This is a genomic window from Peptococcaceae bacterium (assembly GCA_024655825.1).
In the GTDB taxonomy this organism is placed as follows: domain Bacteria; phylum Bacillota; class Peptococcia; order DRI-13; family PHAD01; genus JANLFJ01.
In genome coordinates, this window is sequence record JANLFJ010000001.1 from 16,423 (window position 1) to 32,917 (window position 16,495).

Below are 16,495 nucleotides of genomic sequence, written 5' to 3' on the forward strand. Positions count from 1 at the left end.
TTTACTCCAGTAATTCGTAACTGCTGGCAATAACGGGCATGTTCAAATTGCCTAGCACGCGTTCCAGCAGAACGCCTTCTCTTTCCGGATACTTAAAGCCGTAGCTGGCGCGGATCGCCGAAGTAATAAACTGGACGCCCCTGTCCAGGGCGACGGGAAGGCTGTCACCCCGGAGGATGCTGCCCACAATCACGCTGGTGAAGGCATCGCCGGTTCCGGGAAAATGGGCCGGTATATAAACGCAGCTTACTTTCCAAAAACGCCCGTCATCCCGGTTAAAGGCGATAACGCTGGTGTTCCTGCTCGCCGGCGAAACCGGAACACTGGTTATAATTACTATGCCCGGTCCCATTTCCGATAAACGAACCAGCCAGCCTTTTATTTCTTTTTCCGTGATGTTTAAATTGTACGGTTCATTTAAGAGAAAGGCGGCTTCCGTAAAATTCGGGGTGATAATGCCGGCTCTCTTGATAAAGCCCCTCATTCTTTCCACCATTTCCCAATCCATAGTGTCATAGAGCCTGCCGTTGTCGCCCATTACCGGGTCAATGACCACCAGCGGACTGCCGGCAGAAAAGTCGTCGATAAAACTTGATATTATTTCTATCTGCCTTGGAGAGCCCAAAAAACCGCTGTATATGCAGTCAAAATCAAGGCCCAGCCTTTTCCAATGTCCTATGTATTCTTCCATGTACTCGGTAAGGTCAATAAAACAGTATCCATCAAAACCGCCTGTATGGGTGGAAAGCACTGCCGTGGGGAGAGAACACACCTGCACCCCCATGGTCGAAAGAATGGGAATAACAACCGCCAGCGAAGACCTGCCGAACCCGGACAGGTCATGGATAGCGGCAACCCTGTTTACCGGTCTTTTCATTATTGCGTTGCCCCTTCATTGTTAATGGTTTCTGTCATATTTATAATCTACTATAAGTTGCAAATTGTAACAATGGTTTTTATTCCCGCGTTCCCGTCATCCTCAGGTCAAGAAGACGCACAATGCCGTAAGCAATTACCGGGTAGACAATCATGGCGATGAGGGTGGCCGGTTCGAAAACGGACCTGACTTCCAGCCCTTTTGTAACGACGGGGCGAAAAATACCGTAAAACGGGGCCAGGAAAATACCGGCAAGTGAATAAACAAACGACACAAACCCGCTGGCGGGATTTGCTCCTAGCAGTTTGAAAACGAAGCGAAACAGAAGCAGCGTTTCCATGAGACCAAGCACATAGTAGATTGCTTTTTTGGCCAGCTGGCAGCTTTCGTTTGCTTTCTCCATATATAACAACCTCCCTGTGTATAGTTTGTCATAAAGTAAAAATAATATTTATTAATACAATCGGACACACCTAAATAAAAAGCCTCCAGGATATTCCCGGAAGCTTTTTATTTAGGTGCGCTTTTTTCTACGCCCTTATTTCCTGGCGCATAAACACCGTGTAGGCAAAAGCGAAGCAAATCAGTGTTGCCGCCGCCAGGCCCACAAGATGAGGCCAGATCAGGAGCAAACTTTGGCCTATAGTGAGCGGGCCTTTGACCGCGCCAACAGTTTGTTCCAGCAGGACGGGCCCCAGTGTTCTTACGCCAGGATCCAGCAAGGTGGTGATTGCTTCATCATAAAGAGTGGACGGGGAAATCCGAGCGAGGGCCTGCTGCAGGTGTGCCTGCGCAAGAACCTGTTGAGTGCTTGAGGATTCCGTTACCGGATATATGCCTTCTGCCACCATACCGGCAAGAAGCCCCGCAAAAATAGCCAAAAACAACCAGGCAGCAACCCCGGCCAGGGCCGAGGTGGAGGTCTGCCTGAAAAGCACAGAAAAGAGAATGGACAGGGCCAGCCAGAAGGCGATATAGACAACGCTCAGCAGCATATAGACGACAATTCGCAGCGCTTCTTCTACTGTGGGCGGAATGCCGATGAGGACCAGTCCCAGCCCTGCCACCAGGGCAACAAGCCCAAAGATAACGAGTGCTAAAACCGCAACGCCGGCTGCAAACTTGCCGTTGATCACGGCATCCCTGTAAATGGGCTGGGAAAGGACCCTGCTCAAAGTACCGCGGTCTCTTTCCCCGTTTATGGCATCAAAGCCCATGGTGATACCGACCAGCGGTCCTAAAAAGGAGACAAAAGATATGAAGGAAAAAGGAAGGGTGTCTCCGGAGGTGGTAAAAAGACGAAGGAATACGAAATCTATTTGGTTTTCGCCAACAGAAGAGCGAATAGTGCTGGCAGCAACATAAAGAGAGGCCAGGCAGGCAACTGTTATCAGGAGAGCCAGGATAAAAAACCGCTTCTGGCTAAGATGGTCGGCCATTTCTTTACGCGTGACAGCCAGCAAGCCCCTGTTAGCTTCTGAGACAGTCTTTAAATTAAAAGTGAATCGTTCAAATAGACTGTTCATAGTAGCCCTCCTTTTCAAAGTAACGGAGGTAAATGCTGTCCAGGGAAACACCGCGCATTTGAAGATGAAGCAGGGTATAGTTCGCGGCAACAAGGTTTTTCACGAGCGTGTCGCGGATGTCTTCCCGGCAAGATAAAAGATAAATATCTCCTTGCTTTTGCACATCCTCAACACCCTCAATTTCCCAGAAAAGCCGCGCTAATTCATCTCCCTCGGGTTCCGCCTTGATTTCGAACTGCATGGTACTGCCAGGCATTAGCTGGCTCCCCAGTTCTTCAATTGTCCCGCTTGCAATCAGCCTGCCCTTAACGAAAATCCCCACTTCGTCGCAGATTTGCTGGATCTGATGCAGCATATGGGAGGAGATTAAAACAGTCCTTCCATCGTCGACGCTCAGGTTCTTGATCAGCTTCAACAGCTCGCGAACACCCTCAGGGTCAATACCCAGGGTCGGTTCATCGAGAATTATTAATTTCGGGTCTTTCACTAAAAGGTCGGCAATCCCAAGTCTCTGCCGCATGCCCCTGGAATACTCGCCAACTTTTCTATGCCCCACCTCGGCAAGACCTACTCTCTCCAGGGCATAATTTATCCGCTTCCTTGATTCCTCAGGCGATATTCCATTAAGGGAAGTTGTATAAAAGAGATTCTCTACACCGGTCATTTCCTGGTAAAATCCCACGTTATCGGGTAAATATCCAACTATTGATTTTACCTTGAGGGGATTGCGAGTGGCGTCATAGCCGGCGACCAGCGCCTGGCCAGAGGTGGGTTCAGTCAGTCCCAGCAGCATCAAGATGGTCGTCGTCTTGCCGGCCCCATTGGGTCCCAGAAGCCCGTATATTTTACCCTCCTCGATCCGGAGATTAAGGTGATCGACGGCTGTTATTTCCCCGTATTTTTTGGTCAGGTCTCTTGTTTCTACCAGGATATTTCCTGTCATCATCAAGGCTATCGCCTCCCGTAGATTTGAAAGACCCTGTACACGCCGGCAATTACAATCAGGACAATGATCAGCCCGACGATACCCCAAAGGGTGGAAGTTCTCACGGTCACCCTCAGATCCGCTGTGCTGCTGGTTTCCCGGGTAGAGGCGGTGACGGAGACTACATAATCGCCGGCAATAGCCTTGCTGCTCGCTTTGATGAGGGCTGTGATCTGGCGGGACTCTCCGGGTTTAAGAGCATCAACCTTTTTCGGGTCAAAAGTCACGGCCCAATCAGGCGGCTGGTAAGAGGAAAAATTAATATCGTTTAAAACCGCGCCGCCTTTATTGCGGACGACAAGATTGACTTTTTCTTCTTTACCGGCCACAACCGACGCGTTCAGCCTTTCGGTCGGCGTGGTCAATTCCATTTTATAAGTGCCGCTGATAATGATTTTCAAGTTTTCCGTGGCCTGGCTTACAGGACTGACAGCGCCGATCATGACGTTGTATTCGCCAGCCTCGGCGCTGACCGCCGGCGTGACTTTTACGTCAAGGCCCACGGTCTCGCCTGGCTTTACATTGATGCTGGCCACCTGCTGGCTTTCATAAGAAGGCGTAAAAGCGACCTGCCAGCCGTCAGGCGCCCGCGCTCCCAGGCTATATGTCTGTTCGTTGCCGCCATTGTTTGTCAGGTTGACTTTAAAATTGAAGGTGGCGTCACTGGAACCTTTCAATTCCGCGTACTGGGCCTTCATTTCGTCTCCGCCCGACCTGGCGTCCGAAATAACTATCGTTAAGGCAATATTATCTCGGTATCCTGCGGCGCTTTCTGCCCTGACATTTATAATATGCCGCCCGGCAGCGGCTGTTTCCGGGATATTGACTCTCAAATCCGTGGAACTTGAGGCATTTGGCTCCACATAGACCTGCTGAATCTCCCTGCCTTGCCCTCTGAACACGGCCGACCAGTCTTTAGGAAGCGAAACAATCTTCAGGTTAACAACCTGGCCGGAAGAGGTGTTGTTTTTGATCTCCAGAGGAAAGAAAATGTTTTCCCCTGCCGCAGCGCTGATTCCCGGATACGTAGTAAAAATCTCAATGTTTGGCTCGCCTGCTGCATAACGGGCAGGCAGTAAAAGAACAAACGCAATGAAAACGCAAAAAACAACCATTTTTCTTGACATTCCAAGAAACATTTCTCTCACCCCGTTTTAAATCGATTTTTATTCTACCCGGCGGTTATCAGCACTCTGGTTGTTTGAGTGCTAAGCCCAATAATATTTAACACCATTGATAGTCTTTTTTCAAGGGGAAAAACGCGGAGTGCCGGCAATGGTCATTATTTTACAATATTGAATGGTAAATGTACTGTTTCCCTCCCGAAGGCGCGGTTATTCTCGTCCTGTTTACCAACCCCAGGGACATCAGCACTTTTAAACGGTTGTTAACCGCATGCACATTGGTGTTTAGCAGCCCGGCAAGTGTTGGGGTATCTGCAGATTTTAATTTTAACACATATTCAAGCGTTTTGGTTACCGGCTCGCTGCACTTTCCAATTAAAGACCAGGTGTTTTTGCTTTCCAGCGCCAAGGCGCAGAGATCGGCCTTTTCCAGGGCAATGCTGATATTCTCTCTAACCAGCGGCGCCATATTCGAAAAAACAATATGTTTCCCGCTGAGTTCCTTGGAAAGCCGGGCTATTAAAACCGCGAAGGCTTCGGCGGCAAATGAAAAGTCTACAATATCAATAGCCGTCAAATCAAGGTTCAAGGTTTCTCTCCCGCTGGCCATGAAGTGATCAAGGATCTGTTCCCTGATCCGTTTGGCTTTTTCTCTTCCCCACAGTTTCTTTTCTCCATACTTTATCAAACTGAATGTATAAATATTATCCACCCCCCTCCCTGGCTTTTTGGGGTTAATACTCTCTTTTTCGCCTTAATTCTGGTTAATCGGTTTAATCGTGTTAATTTACCGGTCGTATATCTAATTTTATATTAATTTCCGACAAAAATAAATAGAAAAACCGCCTCAAGGCGTTTGCTCTGAGGCGGTCCCCGTTTTTGAATTTGAATTATTCGCTGTCGGGTCCTCCCGGGCCAATCTATTGTTCTTTAGCCGCCGGTCGGGCAATGACCCGTTGGCCAAATGCCACCAGCGGGTAAAGCACCATTACTGCCACTATATTGGCCAGGGCTGTAGGAATTACTACCGTGTAAAACAAGACGGCAAAGGGCGCCGGCAGCCCGACTATGAAAAGGGCGGAGCCCAGGAAAATAGTTCCGCTGACAATGGTCCCCACAAAACCAATGATACCACAGGAGAGAAATGTCCCCAGGGAGGCAGTCATGCCCATGAATTTAACCGATGCTTTGTCAAGCAGTCTTTCCAGCGGGTTGGCGATTACAAGCGCCAGGAAATAAACGACCATTGCCGTAAGTGTTTTATCGATGATATTGGGGAGCTGCCCGCCGGGAAATGTCGTCGATAGGGCGGCTATTATTCCGGCGCACAGCCCAGAAGCGAGGGTAACCCGAAAATTCCTGTGCATCAGGATAATAACAAAAAGCATTCCAAGTATGGTGTCGGGCTTCATACCCGCGCCATAGCCGGGAACTATCAGGTGAAGCACATAACCAATAGCTAAAAGCAGACCAATCTGTAAGGTGTCCTTTAAACTCATTTTCATACCACTCTTCTCCTCTCATCTCATAAAAGTTTGCTGCTTTGACATTATGCTGTCTTTTGTTTTGTACCGCTCAGCTCATCTCGTCTCTTTTTCTCATCTCCTTCCCTTTTGGGTTTTACAACTTTTCATTAATTATATTACGAAACAACCCATTATGACAATTGTTTTATTGTTTTTTGATTAAAAGGAACTGGAGCCCGGCAGTCGAATATAGGTATTTAGACCTTTTCCAATTCATTTTTAAGTGCAGGAGTGTTAGGCAATGAAGCTGCGTATAAAACAGCACTTGTCCAAATATCAACGGGATACTTACACCAGCCAGGACAGCCTGCGGCTGGAAAAAGGAAAGCCGTACCTGGATTGCGCTCTTGGGACCAATCCTTATGGGTGTCCACGAATTCTTTTGGACGATCCCCCGCTCCCGGATAAAGACACGATAGTCAACTATCCCCAAGCAAATAAGGCTTTTATCAAAGAAATAATATGCTACTGGCGGGAAATAACGACCCTCAAGGAAACAAACATCCGCCTGGAAGCTGGAACTTTCGGGGCCATCGAAAGGTTAAACAAGCTTTTCGTCAATGAACAAAGTCTTGTTCTGGGATACTGCCCGCAGTTCTCGGATTACATGCAGGATGTGCTGTGCTGCGGCGGTACCTTTAAATATGTGGAACTGAAAAGAGAGGAAAACTACAGGTTTAATGCCGGTGACATTCTTTCGGCAATCGGACCTGAATATGATTTTATTTATATAGACAACCCCAATAACCCGACAGGTCAGGTTATCCCCCTCCCCGAGATAGAAAGGGTTGTTAAAAAGGCGGAAGAGCTTGGCATAGCCGTTCTCATCGACGAAGCTTACGGCGATTTTATGGACAAAGGCAACTCCGCAATAGCCCTGGCAACTGTCTATCAGAATCTTTTTGTAGCCCGTTCTTTTACCAAAGGATTTGGTCTGGCTGGTTTGAGAGTGGGGTATGTGGTGATGTCGGAGCAGCTTGAACCCTTATTCTCCAAGGTGGCCCATCCCTTTCCGGTGAACGCCCCGGCTCAAACCTATGCCCGGTTAGCTCTTCAAGACAGTGGTTTTCTTGATTACTGCAAAACAAAGTTCAGGGCATGCAAAAACTCAATCATGGCCTCTTGTTCCAGATTATGGATTCCGGAAACCGAGCCGGCCACCCCGATCATGACCCTTATTCATCCCAATCCCGAAATTGACCTGTTTGCAGAATTTTTGAACAGGTATGTAATCACCACTCCGGGCTATCATTTCCCAGGCCTTGGTAAGAACAGTGTGCGATTGCGAATACCGAAAGAGCAGGAACAAATCACGAGCATCGTTCAGCAAATTGACGCTCTATAACCCGGGATTTACAACCAGTTAAACACCAAAAAGTTTCAAGGAAAACTCCCTGAAACCATAAACATCCTTGGCAAACAAGGAAAGGGTATGTAATACTGGCGCTTGCCGGCAGAGGACGGCCGGAAGTTTCTTGCCTATTTTACTTTTCTGCGGAGGCCGCCTTGGCAGAATCATTTACTGTACCAGGCGTGCTAAAGGCTTTTTTCTTAAAAAGGTTGTTGGCCAACTTGAGGTAGCCGTGGACATTGGCGAATTGGGGATTCTTGGCCAGGGTCGCCTGCGGAAATTTGGGCAAGAAGTATTCTGAAATCGCTTTTCCTCCGCCGCCGGTCAGCAGAATAATGTCCAACTGTCTTTTATCCCAGATAGAATTTACCTCTGTGGCAATTTTTTCCGCCAGCTGTCTGAAGGCTTCTTTGTTGATATCGCTGATGTCTTTAGGAACACCTTCAATTCGCAGGGTGTCAGTCTCCAATATTTTAAGCTCATACATTGCCCTTTCCACTTTAAATTTTTCTTTTATCTTATCCGCAATCATGCCATAGGCGGTACTCATAGCTATTTCGCAGGAAATACTTTGTTTTCCAACAAACTCAAGGTCGTCGGCAAATGCTAAATCTGTTGTTTTATATCCCACATCCACTATGCCGATTTTTAAATGCGACAAATCATTTTCTAAAATTGTTCCATCCTGATCCAACCGGCGGTCATAGAGTGTGCCAAAGGGCTGCGGAATCAGCTGTATTTTTTCAATGGTGATATTTAATGGAACATCTTCGTTAAAACCGCCAAAACGGACGGCATGGTTCCCCTGCATAAGACGGGACCAGTCATCCTTATAAAGTTGGTAATAATCTACCGGCAGTCCGGCAACGACATTGAATTTTTGTTCGCCCTTATCCATGAAAAGCGCCAGGCTGGTAAGAAGCAGAACTTTCGCATTTATGTCTTCCAACCTGTTTCTACCAAGTGAACGGGAAACAATAGGGCTTTGCCGGATGGCCAGATCTCCGACAAAAAACTTCTTGTTATCCACAGTCACAACCAAGTTGTCGGTGATGTTTTTGGGATTGAGCAAAAGTGAATTGAATTTCAAGTCTGTACCCAAGCCAACAGTGCTCGGAAAGATATGTTCTTTTGTACCGTCCGTAACTTTGACATAACCGTAACCGAGATCAACTCCAATTTGCTTGTAGAACAATCTAACCTACCCCCTTCTTGTTTTAATTTAATATTCTCAGGACCCATCCGTGTTGTGCTGCAGTAAAACCTGTCGCCAGATGTCACCAAGCCACCTCCATTCTTCTATACATCTATCCAAGCGGGATAATTATTGAATACTAATTATCTCAATGCCTCTTTTCATTATCGCATAATAATATATTACTATATTCCCGGTTTTTTTACCAATTCCTTCTGTTTATTGGCGAATAAAAATAGGCAAAACAGCAAAAGAATTCCCGCTTCTCCTCAGCCACCGCTTATCATCCTTGCTCCATTATTGCATTGTATGAAGGTGTAGAGTCAGGGTAAAACAGGCAATTGGAACCCGCAAAAAAGCTCCGGGGTAAATTCACCCCGGAGCCGTTTATGTCTCATGGCGGAGAGAGTGGGATTCGAACCCACGGACGGTTTCACCCGAGTTCGACAGTACATAGGTAAAACAAAGGCGCAACTGCTTGTTGCGCAAGGCTTCCGGAGAACGTCATTTTGGGCGCGTGTTACTAGGGACCTGCCTTCTTATTGGGTATTACCGCAAAGAATACCGGGGGTTCCGGCACGCCAAGGGCTTTAAAGACTTGCTTCTGCTGAACTGTCGTTTCTGTCCGCTGCAGCACCTTACCGTCAGGTCCTACAAACTCTCCCAAGTGCATCCGCTCCAGTATTTTTCTTAAGCTTCGCGCAGTTGTTTGTAGCCCAGGGCCACGTCTTCCGCCGAGAGGGTGTCGTCAGAGGTTCTTAACAGGTACTTGCCGTCCAGTTTTTCTTCCGCTTTTACCTTGGCCTTGTTGATGTAAGGTTGCCCTTTTTTGTCGGTTTTCAGGTACTTACCGTATGTCTTATGGGCGATCAGTTCGCAGCAGGCTTTGGTATGGGGTTCGCCTTGCAAATCACCGATGGCTGCCAGTTCTTCTCTGAGCTTTGCCAGTGTGTTTTCCCGCTGAGCCTTGTCTTTTGCAGCCTCTTGGGGGTTGCGTACCAGGATGTATCTGACGCGCTTTCCACCGTCGCCGACGATGATCTCTTTTACTTCCAGGTTGTCCTTGATGGTCTTGTATCTCCCGGCACGGTTAAGGGCTTCTTCCACGCTTTCCTTGCCGTTGCGCATCTTTTCTCCGGCAATGTAGTGCCAGCCCCCGCGCTGCAGGTACTTGAGGTTCTCTTCCGAGGAGAAGCCCCGGTCCACTACGGTGATCACCCGACCCAGTTTCCAGCCCATGAGGTCTGTTTTAACCTCTTCCACCACCGACATGTCGGATGTATTGCCGGGCCATACCCAGCACCTGACGGGAATCCCCTCCCGGGTGACGGCTAAACCTATCACTACCTGGGGAAGGTCCGGCCGATGGTCTTTAGTGTGACCTTTTTGGCGCAGGTATTTCTTTTGATTTTCCGGGTCATCCTCGTCGGTTTCAAAATAGGTGGAGGTGGTATCGAAATAGAGAAGGTCCACTTCCAGGTTCAAGAGATTGGCAACAGAAAAGAATACCTCTTCTTGCAGTTGTTCTGAAGCCTCCAGTAAAAAGTCCATGGCCCGGTAAAGATTTTGGACCGGCACTTCGGGCAATTCGGGGATATGGACATCCTCTCGCACCCAATCTTCGCATGCCAGCTTGCTGGCGGGGTTTAGCGCCCGATTAGCCACCATGGCAAAAATGGCCCGTTCTACAGGCACTTGGTACTTGCGTTTTACCAGCATTCGTTCCAAGGCACTCCGTATCCCTATTTCATTCCAGAGGAGGATTTTATATGGTCACAGGGAGCCTGCAGGAGCGCAACGGCAAATATACCGCCGTACTCAACCTATATGAAAACGGCAGAAGAAAGCAAAAATCCATTGCGCTTGGCATCCCGGTCAAGGGTAAGAAACGCAAGGCGCTGGAGATGCTGGAGGAATTGAAACGCCTGTACAGCAGCCAGGGGATAAAGGATTTGCAGATACTGTTTGCCGATTTTCTGAAGGATTGGCTGAAAATCACAGCGCCCACTATCGAACGGACGACGTATCAAAGTTATGAAAGCATGATTGATGCGAGGCTGGACGGCTTCTTCCGCATGCTGGGCGTGACGCTGGCACAGGTGGAACCGTCACATATCCGTGCACTGCACGATTCAATTTTCAAGGACGGCTGCAATGCCAATACGGTCATTCACTATCATGCCATCGTCAGGAAAGCGCTGCAATACGCTGTGAAAAACGAGCTAATTCCGAAAAATCCGGCTGACATGGTGGACCGCCCGAAGATTGGGAAGTACGTTGCGGAGTATTACAATGAGGACGAGTTGGCGGCACTCTTTGAAGCGACACAGAGGGATTCCATAGCGGTGGTCATCCAGCTTGCCGCCTATTACGGCCTGCGGCACAGCGAGGTACTGGGTATTCGCTGGAGTGCCATTGATTTTCAACGAGGCACCATCTCCATAAACCATAAAGTAACAGAAGGCAAAGCCGAGGGACAAAAGGTGATTTACACAGAGGACAAGCTGAAAACAAAATCCAGCTTCCGCACGCTGCCGCTGATTCCGGAGGTGCGGGCGCTTCTTTTGCAGACAAAAGAGAGGCAGGAGTATCACCGAAGGTTGTTTAAGAAAAGCTATGATAATACCTACACCGACTATGTCTGCGTAGACGAAATGGGCAAGCTTTTTTGCCCTAATTACATTACCGATCATTTCGGGTATCTTTTGAAGCGGTATCAATTCAGAAAAATCCGCTTTCATGATTTGCGCCACTCCTGCGCCAGTTTGCTTTTAGCGCATGGCATCCCCATGAAATCTATTCAGGAGTGGCTTGGCCATTCCACTTTCGCAACCACGGCGGATACCTATTCGCACCTGGATTTCAGCATTAAAGAACTGCCCGGAAAAGCTTTCATTGGAGCAGTTCCGGGCAGTAGCACATATCAGTAAACGGAAGGCAAAATGGCTGCTTGAAAACGGCGTCATCCCTTGCGAGGATTCGGGCAAGCAGACACGCCGTTTTCAGATACGGCGCAGCGAAGTTGCCGACTTCCTTCGGAGGCAGGATACAGGAGAGTTAAACAGCATCATTCCTGTAGGTGCTTTCAATAGTAACAATACGCTGCATAATATTTCGTTGCCGAACACAGAGCCGGAGGAGCTTCTTTCTTTTCTAACAGATGAATGGGCGGACGAGCCGGATATGCTGACCACGAAGCAGGCCGCAGACCTTACAGGATATAACGATACCACCATCAACAACTGTGTGGTGAATGGAAAAATACAAGCTGTAAATTATTACGGTAAAAATCTTATCTCAAAGGAATCGCTGGCGGAGTATTTAGCCAGTCCCGAAGGGCAGCATATCGCCCGACCATCACAGAGGCATCGGGATATGATTGAAGCTTATATGGGCAGAGAACAAAACAGTGGTATGGTGTTTGGTTCAATGACGCTGTACTAATCTTAATGCTACGTTCAAGCACCCAATATCTTTTTGCAGTAAGCCTTCAGCACCGGAATATCAGTCGTTATAGTGTCCCACACATCAGGAATGCTGATGCTTCCGTAAGCGTGTGCGGCAACATTGCGCATCCCCTTTATGCTTCTCCACGGGACATCAGGATGAGCCGCTGTAAACTCTGGTGACAGGCGGCCGGCCAGCTCTCCAATCTGAAGGATGCACATGGTGGCAGCATTGCGGTAAATCTTATCCGTTTCAAAGCTTTCAAAGGTATCGCCAAAACGTGTAACAGTCTGCTCGATCTCAGTGCAGTATGCAAGGATATGCTTTATGATGCCCAAATCCTTCTTAGCTTTATCCATAAATCTGCACCTCCTCGGATGCGATTTCCTTCCTGAAAGCTTCATCCAGACTGTCGGTGGTGAGCAAATCTACAGGTACGCCGAAGGCTTCTTCGAGATCAGCATACAGCCCGCCGAGGGCAAACAGTCCACGGATGCGCCCTTTGTCAATGCGAAAATCCAAATCGCTGCCCGGTTTGGCATCCCCTCTGGCGTAAGAGCCAAAAAGGAACATCCGCTCCACGCCGTGGCGCTTTGCAATTTCACCGGCGATGTTTTTGATTTCATCAACAGTATAAATTCTTTCCATGAATGTTTCCCTTCTTTATGGTTAGTAAAAGGGCCTGTCGAAACGACAGGCCTTTAATTAGGGGCAAGGCCCCGTAGATTCTGGCGGAGGGGGCGGGATTCGAACCCGCGTGCGATTGCTCGCAAACTGATTTCGAGTCAGCCCCGTTATGACCGCTTCGATACCCCTCCGTATATAGTTTAACCGCCGGAGCGGAAAAACGCTTTTTAGAAAACTGTGAGCATAGTGTTAGCATTTGCGAAAAATTTTCATTTATCAGGCGCTCACAAAGCCTGATTTCATGCGGATTTGTGTCGAGCGGGCAGGCATTTGACCGATTTGATTTCGAGTCGTGCGCCTTAAACCGGACTCGGCCATCTCTTCGTGCAACCAAATTAATTCATTTGTAACGCAGTTAGATCACTTGCCCTGTTGCTTTCTGCTCCACCAGTCTGCCAGCCCCTGGGCATTTACTTTAATGTCAAGTGCCAACAACGGAGGCAGCGGCTGGTCCTTTTTGTAACCTTTTCTTGTAAGATACCCCCTGACCCTTTCTTCTAGAAGGCGGGCCAAATCCTGCCAGGATGGGTCATTCGTACTGCTGAGCGTTTCTTCTGCCGCCTGAACATGCATATCAAGCATTTCCAGGCAAATATCAAAATACAGTCCCGGCTCAGTGACAGCGCCAAAATGAGTATAAAAAGCCACCTCCGGATTATTCTTCTTGATCTTTTCCAGGGACAACCTGTACGCTGCGGGATCAAACTGGTTGGGAACCGTCGCCGGGATACAAAAATCTATCTTCATTTTCTTTAATTCCAGGTAAACAAGGCCCGCCGCATCCCCGCAAAAAACGCCATTCGTCATACTGTCCAGGACAGTAAAGTGGCTGCGGCTATGCCCGTCTCCGTGGAAGAAGGTGAGTTTCCTGCTCCCGCAGTCTATAGTCTCTCCGTCCTGAACTTGTATGATTCTTTCTTCCGCTGCCGGATAGACAGGCAGCATGGTTTTTTCGAAATCGACAAAGAAATCTCTTGACCCTTCCACCAAAGGGAGCGGGTTTACAAGAAAACGCGCTCCCCGCGGATGTACAACCAGCCTGGCCTTCTCGCATTTTTGCAGGAGGTAGCCGGCTGCACCCGCATGGTCCAAATGCAAATGCGTGACTATAACATAAGACACATCGGCCGGAGAATAACCTTTGCTGGCCAGCAGTTTCAACCATAATTCCCCCGATGGCCCCGGCCCGGCTTCAATGATGGCCAGTTCATCACCCTCCAGCAAATAACCAGAAGTCCTGCCTTTCAGGTTGCGGTCCAGCAGATCGATAAGCGTCGTGTTTTGCGCGGTCTCCTCCACCAGCGGGGTTACAGCTTCTGTCATTCCAATTCTCTCCTTTCCCTGCACTCGTGATCAGGAGCAAGTTTTAGTATTTATCGCGCTGCCGCTCAAAAAATTCGCGCAGCAAAGCAGCCGCTTCACCGGCCAGTACACCGCCGGTGATTTTAACCTGATGATTAAACCCAGGAAACTGCAGTATGTTGAGCAGCGTTCCCGCCGAACCGGCTTTGGGGTCATCGGCTCCGTAGACCACCCGGTCAATTCTGCTTTGAAGCACAGCCCCGGCGCACATGGGGCAAGGTTCCAGCGTGACATAAAGAACAGCCCCGTTCAGGCGCCAGCTGTTGAGCTTTTTCCCAGCTTCACGCAAAGCCAGGATCTCGGCGTGGGCTGTCGGGTCGTGAGCTGATTCCCTGCGGTTGTGCCCCCGGCCGATAATTTCACCATTGAGTACCACCACGGCTCCCACGGGAACCTCGCCGTTTTTCATCGCCTTTCGCGCTTCCTGGAGGGCTTCTTTCATGTATTCTTCATGGAGCATACAATAATACCTTAAAACATTATATTTGAAAACAAAATGATAGAAATGGTGCGCCCGGCAGGATTCGAACCTGCGGCAGACGCGGATTAGGAATCCGCCGCTCTATCCACCTGAGCTACGGGCGCACATTTAAATCAGCAGTTGTTTTTAAACAAGAGGATAATAAAGATGGCGTGCCCGGCAGGATTCGAACCTGCGACCCTTTGATTCGTAGTCAAATACTCTATCCAGCTGAGCTACGGGCACGCAAAACTTGCTTTTTGTAATGGCGGAGAGAGAGGGATTCGAACCCTCGATACAGGTTTACGCCCGTATAATCGCTTAGCAGGCGACCGCCTTCAGCCTACTCGGCCATCTCTCCGCAAGCCGCACATAAAATTATACACGTACCGGCAGTATTAAGTCAATTGCCAGTTTCTCTTCGACAATGAAGAAGCCTGTTGAAAATGGCGGAGGGGGTGGGATTCGAACCCACGGAACCCGCAAGGATTCAACGGTTTTCAAGACCGCCTCCTTCAACCGCTCGGACACCCCTCCGCAAAAAACCGGCTGCTTTATACCATGCCTTTCTACAGGCAGTGACTAATATAACATGTTAAACAATGTCTGTCAATAACAAGAAAATATGTCCAGCAAAAGAAGGCGTTCATTGCCTCGCTATTTTCTCCATACCCCCCATGTAAGCACGCAGTGCCCGGGGAACAACCACGCTGCCGTCCTCTTCCTGGTAGTTCTCCAGAATCGCGGAAACAGTTCTGCCGATAGCCAGACCAGAACCATTGAGGGTGTGAACATACTGGGGCTTGCCCTTGTCGCTTGGCCGGAAACGTATATTGGCGCGGCGTGCCTGAAAATCTTCAAAATTACTGCACGAAGAGATTTCACGGTAAGTACCGAAACTGGGCAGCCATACTTCGAGATCATAGGTTTTGGCCGAAGAAAAACCCATATCTCCAGTAGACAAACAAACCACCTGGTAGGGAAGTTCCAGTAGCTGCAGCACTCGCTCCGCATTAGCAGTCAGTTTCTCCAGTTCCTCGTAAGAGGTGTCCGGATGCGTAAATTTCACCATTTCCACCTTGTTGAACTGGTGCTGGCGAATTAACCCGCGGGTATCGCGGCCGTGGGCGCCGGCTTCCGCCCTGAAGCAAGGGCTGTATGCCGCGTAATAAATGGGCAAATCTTCTTCATTAAGTATCTCGTCCCGGTGAATGTTGGTTACCGGCACTTCTGCGGTAGGAATAAGAAAATAGTCGATCCCTTCCAAGTGAAACATGTCCTCTTCAAACTTGGGCAGCTGCCCGGTGCCGGTCATGCTGTCCCTGTTGACCATGAACGGGGGCAGGAGTTCTATATAGCCGTGTTCGCCAATATGCAGGTCCAGCATGAAGTTGATAAGCGCTCTTTCCAGCCGGGCTCCCGGCCCTTTATAGAAAGTAAACCTGGCCCCTGTCACTTTCGCGGCGCGTTCAAAATCGAGGATCCCCAAAAGTTCGCCGATTTCCCAGTGCGGCCTGGGTTCGAAGTCGAACTGGCGCGGGTTGCCCCAGCGGCGCTCCAGCCTGTTGGCGCTCTCATCGGGACCAACAGGCACGGTATGGTGGGGGATGTTAGGGATCGTCATAATTATGGAATTTAGTTTTTCATCAATTGCCCTTATCTCTTCGTCCATTTCCTTAATCTGCCGGGAAACAGTCCTCATTTCCTCCACTAAACCGCCGGCATCCCGCCCTGCCTTTTTCAGGGCACCGATCTTTTCCGAGACGGTGTTCCTTTTGTTTTTGAGCTGTTCCACCGTGGAGATTTTTTCCCTGCGCATTTCGTCAACCGCCAGGAATTCTTCAACAAGATCCGTAGTGCCGTTTCTTTTTAACAGGCTTTCTTTTACCAGGCCGGGGTTGTTTCTAATAAATTTTATATCCAGCATCCAGCTGTTCCCCCTCCCTTGTCTTTAT

Annotated in this window: 17 protein-coding genes and 5 tRNA genes; 3 read left to right on the plus strand and 19 right to left on the minus strand. The window is 48.9% G+C overall.

The features are described 5' to 3' along the window. Nucleotide 1: 1 nt before the first annotated feature. The 7 genes from NUV48_00090 to NUV48_00120 all read right to left on the minus strand — a co-directional run bounded on the left by NUV48_00090 (nucleotide 2) and on the right by NUV48_00120 (nucleotide 6,017). A complete protein-coding gene (locus tag NUV48_00090) occupies nucleotides 2-877 on the minus strand; it encodes a pyridoxamine kinase (protein ID MCR4440542.1) in 876 nt (291 codons plus the stop codon). 79 nt (nucleotides 878-956) lie between these two features. Further along, a complete protein-coding gene (locus NUV48_00095; protein MCR4440543.1) occupies nucleotides 957-1,280 on the minus strand; it encodes a YggT family protein in 324 nt (107 codons plus the stop codon). Nucleotides 1,281-1,407: 127 nt separating this feature from the next. Next, nucleotides 1,408-2,403, minus strand: a complete 996-nt coding sequence (locus tag NUV48_00100) for an ABC transporter permease (GenBank protein MCR4440544.1) — start codon at nucleotides 2,401-2,403, stop codon at nucleotides 1,408-1,410. Then, entirely contained in the window at nucleotides 2,387-3,349 is a 963-nt protein-coding gene (locus NUV48_00105; GenBank protein MCR4440545.1) for an ABC transporter ATP-binding protein, read from the minus strand. Before NUV48_00105 ends, NUV48_00100 begins: the two co-directional genes overlap by 17 nt. 5 nt (nucleotides 3,350-3,354) lie before the next feature. After that, a complete protein-coding gene (locus NUV48_00110; GenBank protein ID MCR4440546.1) occupies nucleotides 3,355-4,527 on the minus strand; it encodes an NEW3 domain-containing protein in 1,173 nt (390 codons plus the stop codon). 148 nt (nucleotides 4,528-4,675) lie between these two features. Next, complete coding sequence (locus NUV48_00115) at nucleotides 4,676-5,224, minus strand: DUF4325 domain-containing protein (GenBank protein MCR4440547.1); 549 nt, start codon at nucleotides 5,222-5,224, stop codon at nucleotides 4,676-4,678. 208 nt (nucleotides 5,225-5,432) lie between these two features. Next, nucleotides 5,433-6,017, minus strand: coding sequence for a tryptophan transporter (locus NUV48_00120; protein ID MCR4440548.1), 585 nt, complete (start codon nucleotides 6,015-6,017; stop codon nucleotides 5,433-5,435). Between the two features lie 262 nt (nucleotides 6,018-6,279). Here NUV48_00120 and NUV48_00125 point away from each other — a divergent pair, with 262 nt between their 5' ends. Then, complete coding sequence (locus NUV48_00125; GenBank protein ID MCR4440549.1) at nucleotides 6,280-7,383, plus strand: aminotransferase class I/II-fold pyridoxal phosphate-dependent enzyme; 1,104 nt, start codon at nucleotides 6,280-6,282, stop codon at nucleotides 7,381-7,383. A 139-nt stretch (nucleotides 7,384-7,522) separates the two neighbouring features. On the opposite strand, the gene NUV48_00130 is transcribed toward NUV48_00125, so the two are convergent. Next, on the minus strand, nucleotides 7,523-8,584 hold the full coding sequence (locus NUV48_00130; GenBank protein ID MCR4440550.1) for a ParM/StbA family protein: 1,062 nt from the start codon (nucleotides 8,582-8,584) through the stop codon (nucleotides 7,523-7,525). Between the two features lie 690 nt (nucleotides 8,585-9,274). Beyond that, a complete protein-coding gene (locus NUV48_00135; protein ID MCR4440551.1) occupies nucleotides 9,275-10,303 on the minus strand; it encodes an IS1634 family transposase in 1,029 nt (342 codons plus the stop codon). 50 nt (nucleotides 10,304-10,353) lie between these two features. On the opposite strand from NUV48_00135, the gene NUV48_00140 reads away from it, so the two are divergent. Both NUV48_00140 and NUV48_00145 read left to right on the plus strand, forming a co-directional pair. Further along, nucleotides 10,354-11,514: a site-specific integrase gene (locus tag NUV48_00140; protein MCR4440552.1), complete on the plus strand. Its 1,161-nt coding sequence runs from the start codon at nucleotides 10,354-10,356 to the stop codon at nucleotides 11,512-11,514. Continuing rightward, on the plus strand, nucleotides 11,480-12,028 hold the full coding sequence (locus NUV48_00145; GenBank protein MCR4440553.1) for a helix-turn-helix domain-containing protein: 549 nt from the start codon (nucleotides 11,480-11,482) through the stop codon (nucleotides 12,026-12,028). The genes NUV48_00140 and NUV48_00145 overlap by 35 nt, the downstream gene beginning before the upstream one ends. Before the next feature lie 14 nt (nucleotides 12,029-12,042). Here NUV48_00145 and NUV48_00150 read toward each other — a convergent pair whose 3' ends face one another. The 10 genes from NUV48_00150 to serS all read right to left on the minus strand — a co-directional run bounded on the left by NUV48_00150 (nucleotide 12,043) and on the right by serS (nucleotide 16,467). Then, nucleotides 12,043-12,390 (minus strand): DUF86 domain-containing protein, encoded by a 348-nt coding sequence (locus NUV48_00150; protein MCR4440554.1) that lies wholly within the window; start codon nucleotides 12,388-12,390, stop codon nucleotides 12,043-12,045. Next, nucleotides 12,383-12,679, minus strand: a complete 297-nt coding sequence (locus NUV48_00155; GenBank protein MCR4440555.1) for a nucleotidyltransferase family protein — start codon at nucleotides 12,677-12,679, stop codon at nucleotides 12,383-12,385. The genes NUV48_00150 and NUV48_00155 overlap by 8 nt, the downstream gene beginning before the upstream one ends. Before the next feature lie 81 nt (nucleotides 12,680-12,760). Continuing rightward, nucleotides 12,761-12,849, minus strand: a tRNA-Ser gene (locus NUV48_00160). A gap of 229 nt (nucleotides 12,850-13,078) precedes the next feature. Beyond that, nucleotides 13,079-14,041 carry an MBL fold metallo-hydrolase gene (locus tag NUV48_00165; protein ID MCR4440556.1) on the minus strand — a complete coding sequence of 321 codons (963 nt, stop codon included), beginning with the start codon at nucleotides 14,039-14,041 and terminating at the stop codon, nucleotides 13,079-13,081. A 43-nt stretch (nucleotides 14,042-14,084) separates the two neighbouring features. Beyond that, nucleotides 14,085-14,540: a tRNA adenosine(34) deaminase TadA gene (gene tadA / locus NUV48_00170; GenBank protein MCR4440557.1), complete on the minus strand. Its 456-nt coding sequence runs from the start codon at nucleotides 14,538-14,540 to the stop codon at nucleotides 14,085-14,087. 46 nt (nucleotides 14,541-14,586) lie between these two features. Continuing rightward, nucleotides 14,587-14,665 (minus strand) — tRNA-Arg (locus tag NUV48_00175). Nucleotides 14,666-14,709: 44 nt separating this feature from the next. Beyond that, nucleotides 14,710-14,786: transfer RNA gene (locus tag NUV48_00180), tRNA-Arg, on the minus strand. Between the two features lie 20 nt (nucleotides 14,787-14,806). Next, nucleotides 14,807-14,901: transfer RNA gene (locus NUV48_00185), tRNA-Ser, on the minus strand. An 86-nt stretch (nucleotides 14,902-14,987) separates the two neighbouring features. After that, nucleotides 14,988-15,077 (minus strand) — tRNA-Ser (locus NUV48_00190). Nucleotides 15,078-15,186: 109 nt separating this feature from the next. Next, the gene (serS, locus tag NUV48_00195; protein MCR4440558.1) at nucleotides 15,187-16,467 is read right to left on the minus strand and encodes a serine--tRNA ligase; all 1,281 of its coding nucleotides are present in this window, start codon (nucleotides 16,465-16,467) and stop codon (nucleotides 15,187-15,189) included. Between the last annotated feature and the right edge of the window lie 28 nt (nucleotides 16,468-16,495).

Excerpts from the sequence above, each read along its gene's own strand:
- NUV48_00090 (MCR4440542.1), bottom strand. The coding sequence starts at position 877 with ATGAAAAGACCGGTAAACAGGGTTGCCGCTATCCATGACCTGTCCGGG.
- NUV48_00095 (MCR4440543.1), bottom strand. The coding sequence starts at position 1,280 with ATGGAGAAAGCAAACGAAAGCTGCCAGCTGGCCAAAAAAGCAATCTAC.
- NUV48_00100 (MCR4440544.1), bottom strand. The coding sequence starts at position 2,403 with ATGAACAGTCTATTTGAACGATTCACTTTTAATTTAAAGACTGTCTCA.
- NUV48_00105 (MCR4440545.1), bottom strand. The coding sequence starts at position 3,349 with ATGATGACAGGAAATATCCTGGTAGAAACAAGAGACCTGACCAAAAAA.
- NUV48_00110 (MCR4440546.1), bottom strand. The coding sequence starts at position 4,527 with ATGTTTCTTGGAATGTCAAGAAAAATGGTTGTTTTTTGCGTTTTCATT.
- NUV48_00120 (MCR4440548.1), bottom strand. The coding sequence starts at position 6,017 with ATGAAAATGAGTTTAAAGGACACCTTACAGATTGGTCTGCTTTTAGCT.
- NUV48_00125 (MCR4440549.1), top strand. The coding sequence starts at position 6,280 with ATGAAGCTGCGTATAAAACAGCACTTGTCCAAATATCAACGGGATACT.
- NUV48_00135 (MCR4440551.1), bottom strand. The coding sequence starts at position 10,303 with ATGCTGGTAAAACGCAAGTACCAAGTGCCTGTAGAACGGGCCATTTTT.
- NUV48_00140 (MCR4440552.1), top strand. The coding sequence starts at position 10,354 with ATGGTCACAGGGAGCCTGCAGGAGCGCAACGGCAAATATACCGCCGTA.
- NUV48_00150 (MCR4440554.1), bottom strand. The coding sequence starts at position 12,390 with ATGGATAAAGCTAAGAAGGATTTGGGCATCATAAAGCATATCCTTGCA.
- NUV48_00155 (MCR4440555.1), bottom strand. The coding sequence starts at position 12,679 with ATGGAAAGAATTTATACTGTTGATGAAATCAAAAACATCGCCGGTGAA.
- NUV48_00165 (MCR4440556.1), bottom strand. The coding sequence starts at position 14,041 with ATGACAGAAGCTGTAACCCCGCTGGTGGAGGAGACCGCGCAAAACACG.
- tadA (MCR4440557.1), bottom strand. The coding sequence starts at position 14,540 with ATGCTCCATGAAGAATACATGAAAGAAGCCCTCCAGGAAGCGCGAAAG.
- serS (MCR4440558.1), bottom strand. The coding sequence starts at position 16,467 with ATGCTGGATATAAAATTTATTAGAAACAACCCCGGCCTGGTAAAAGAA.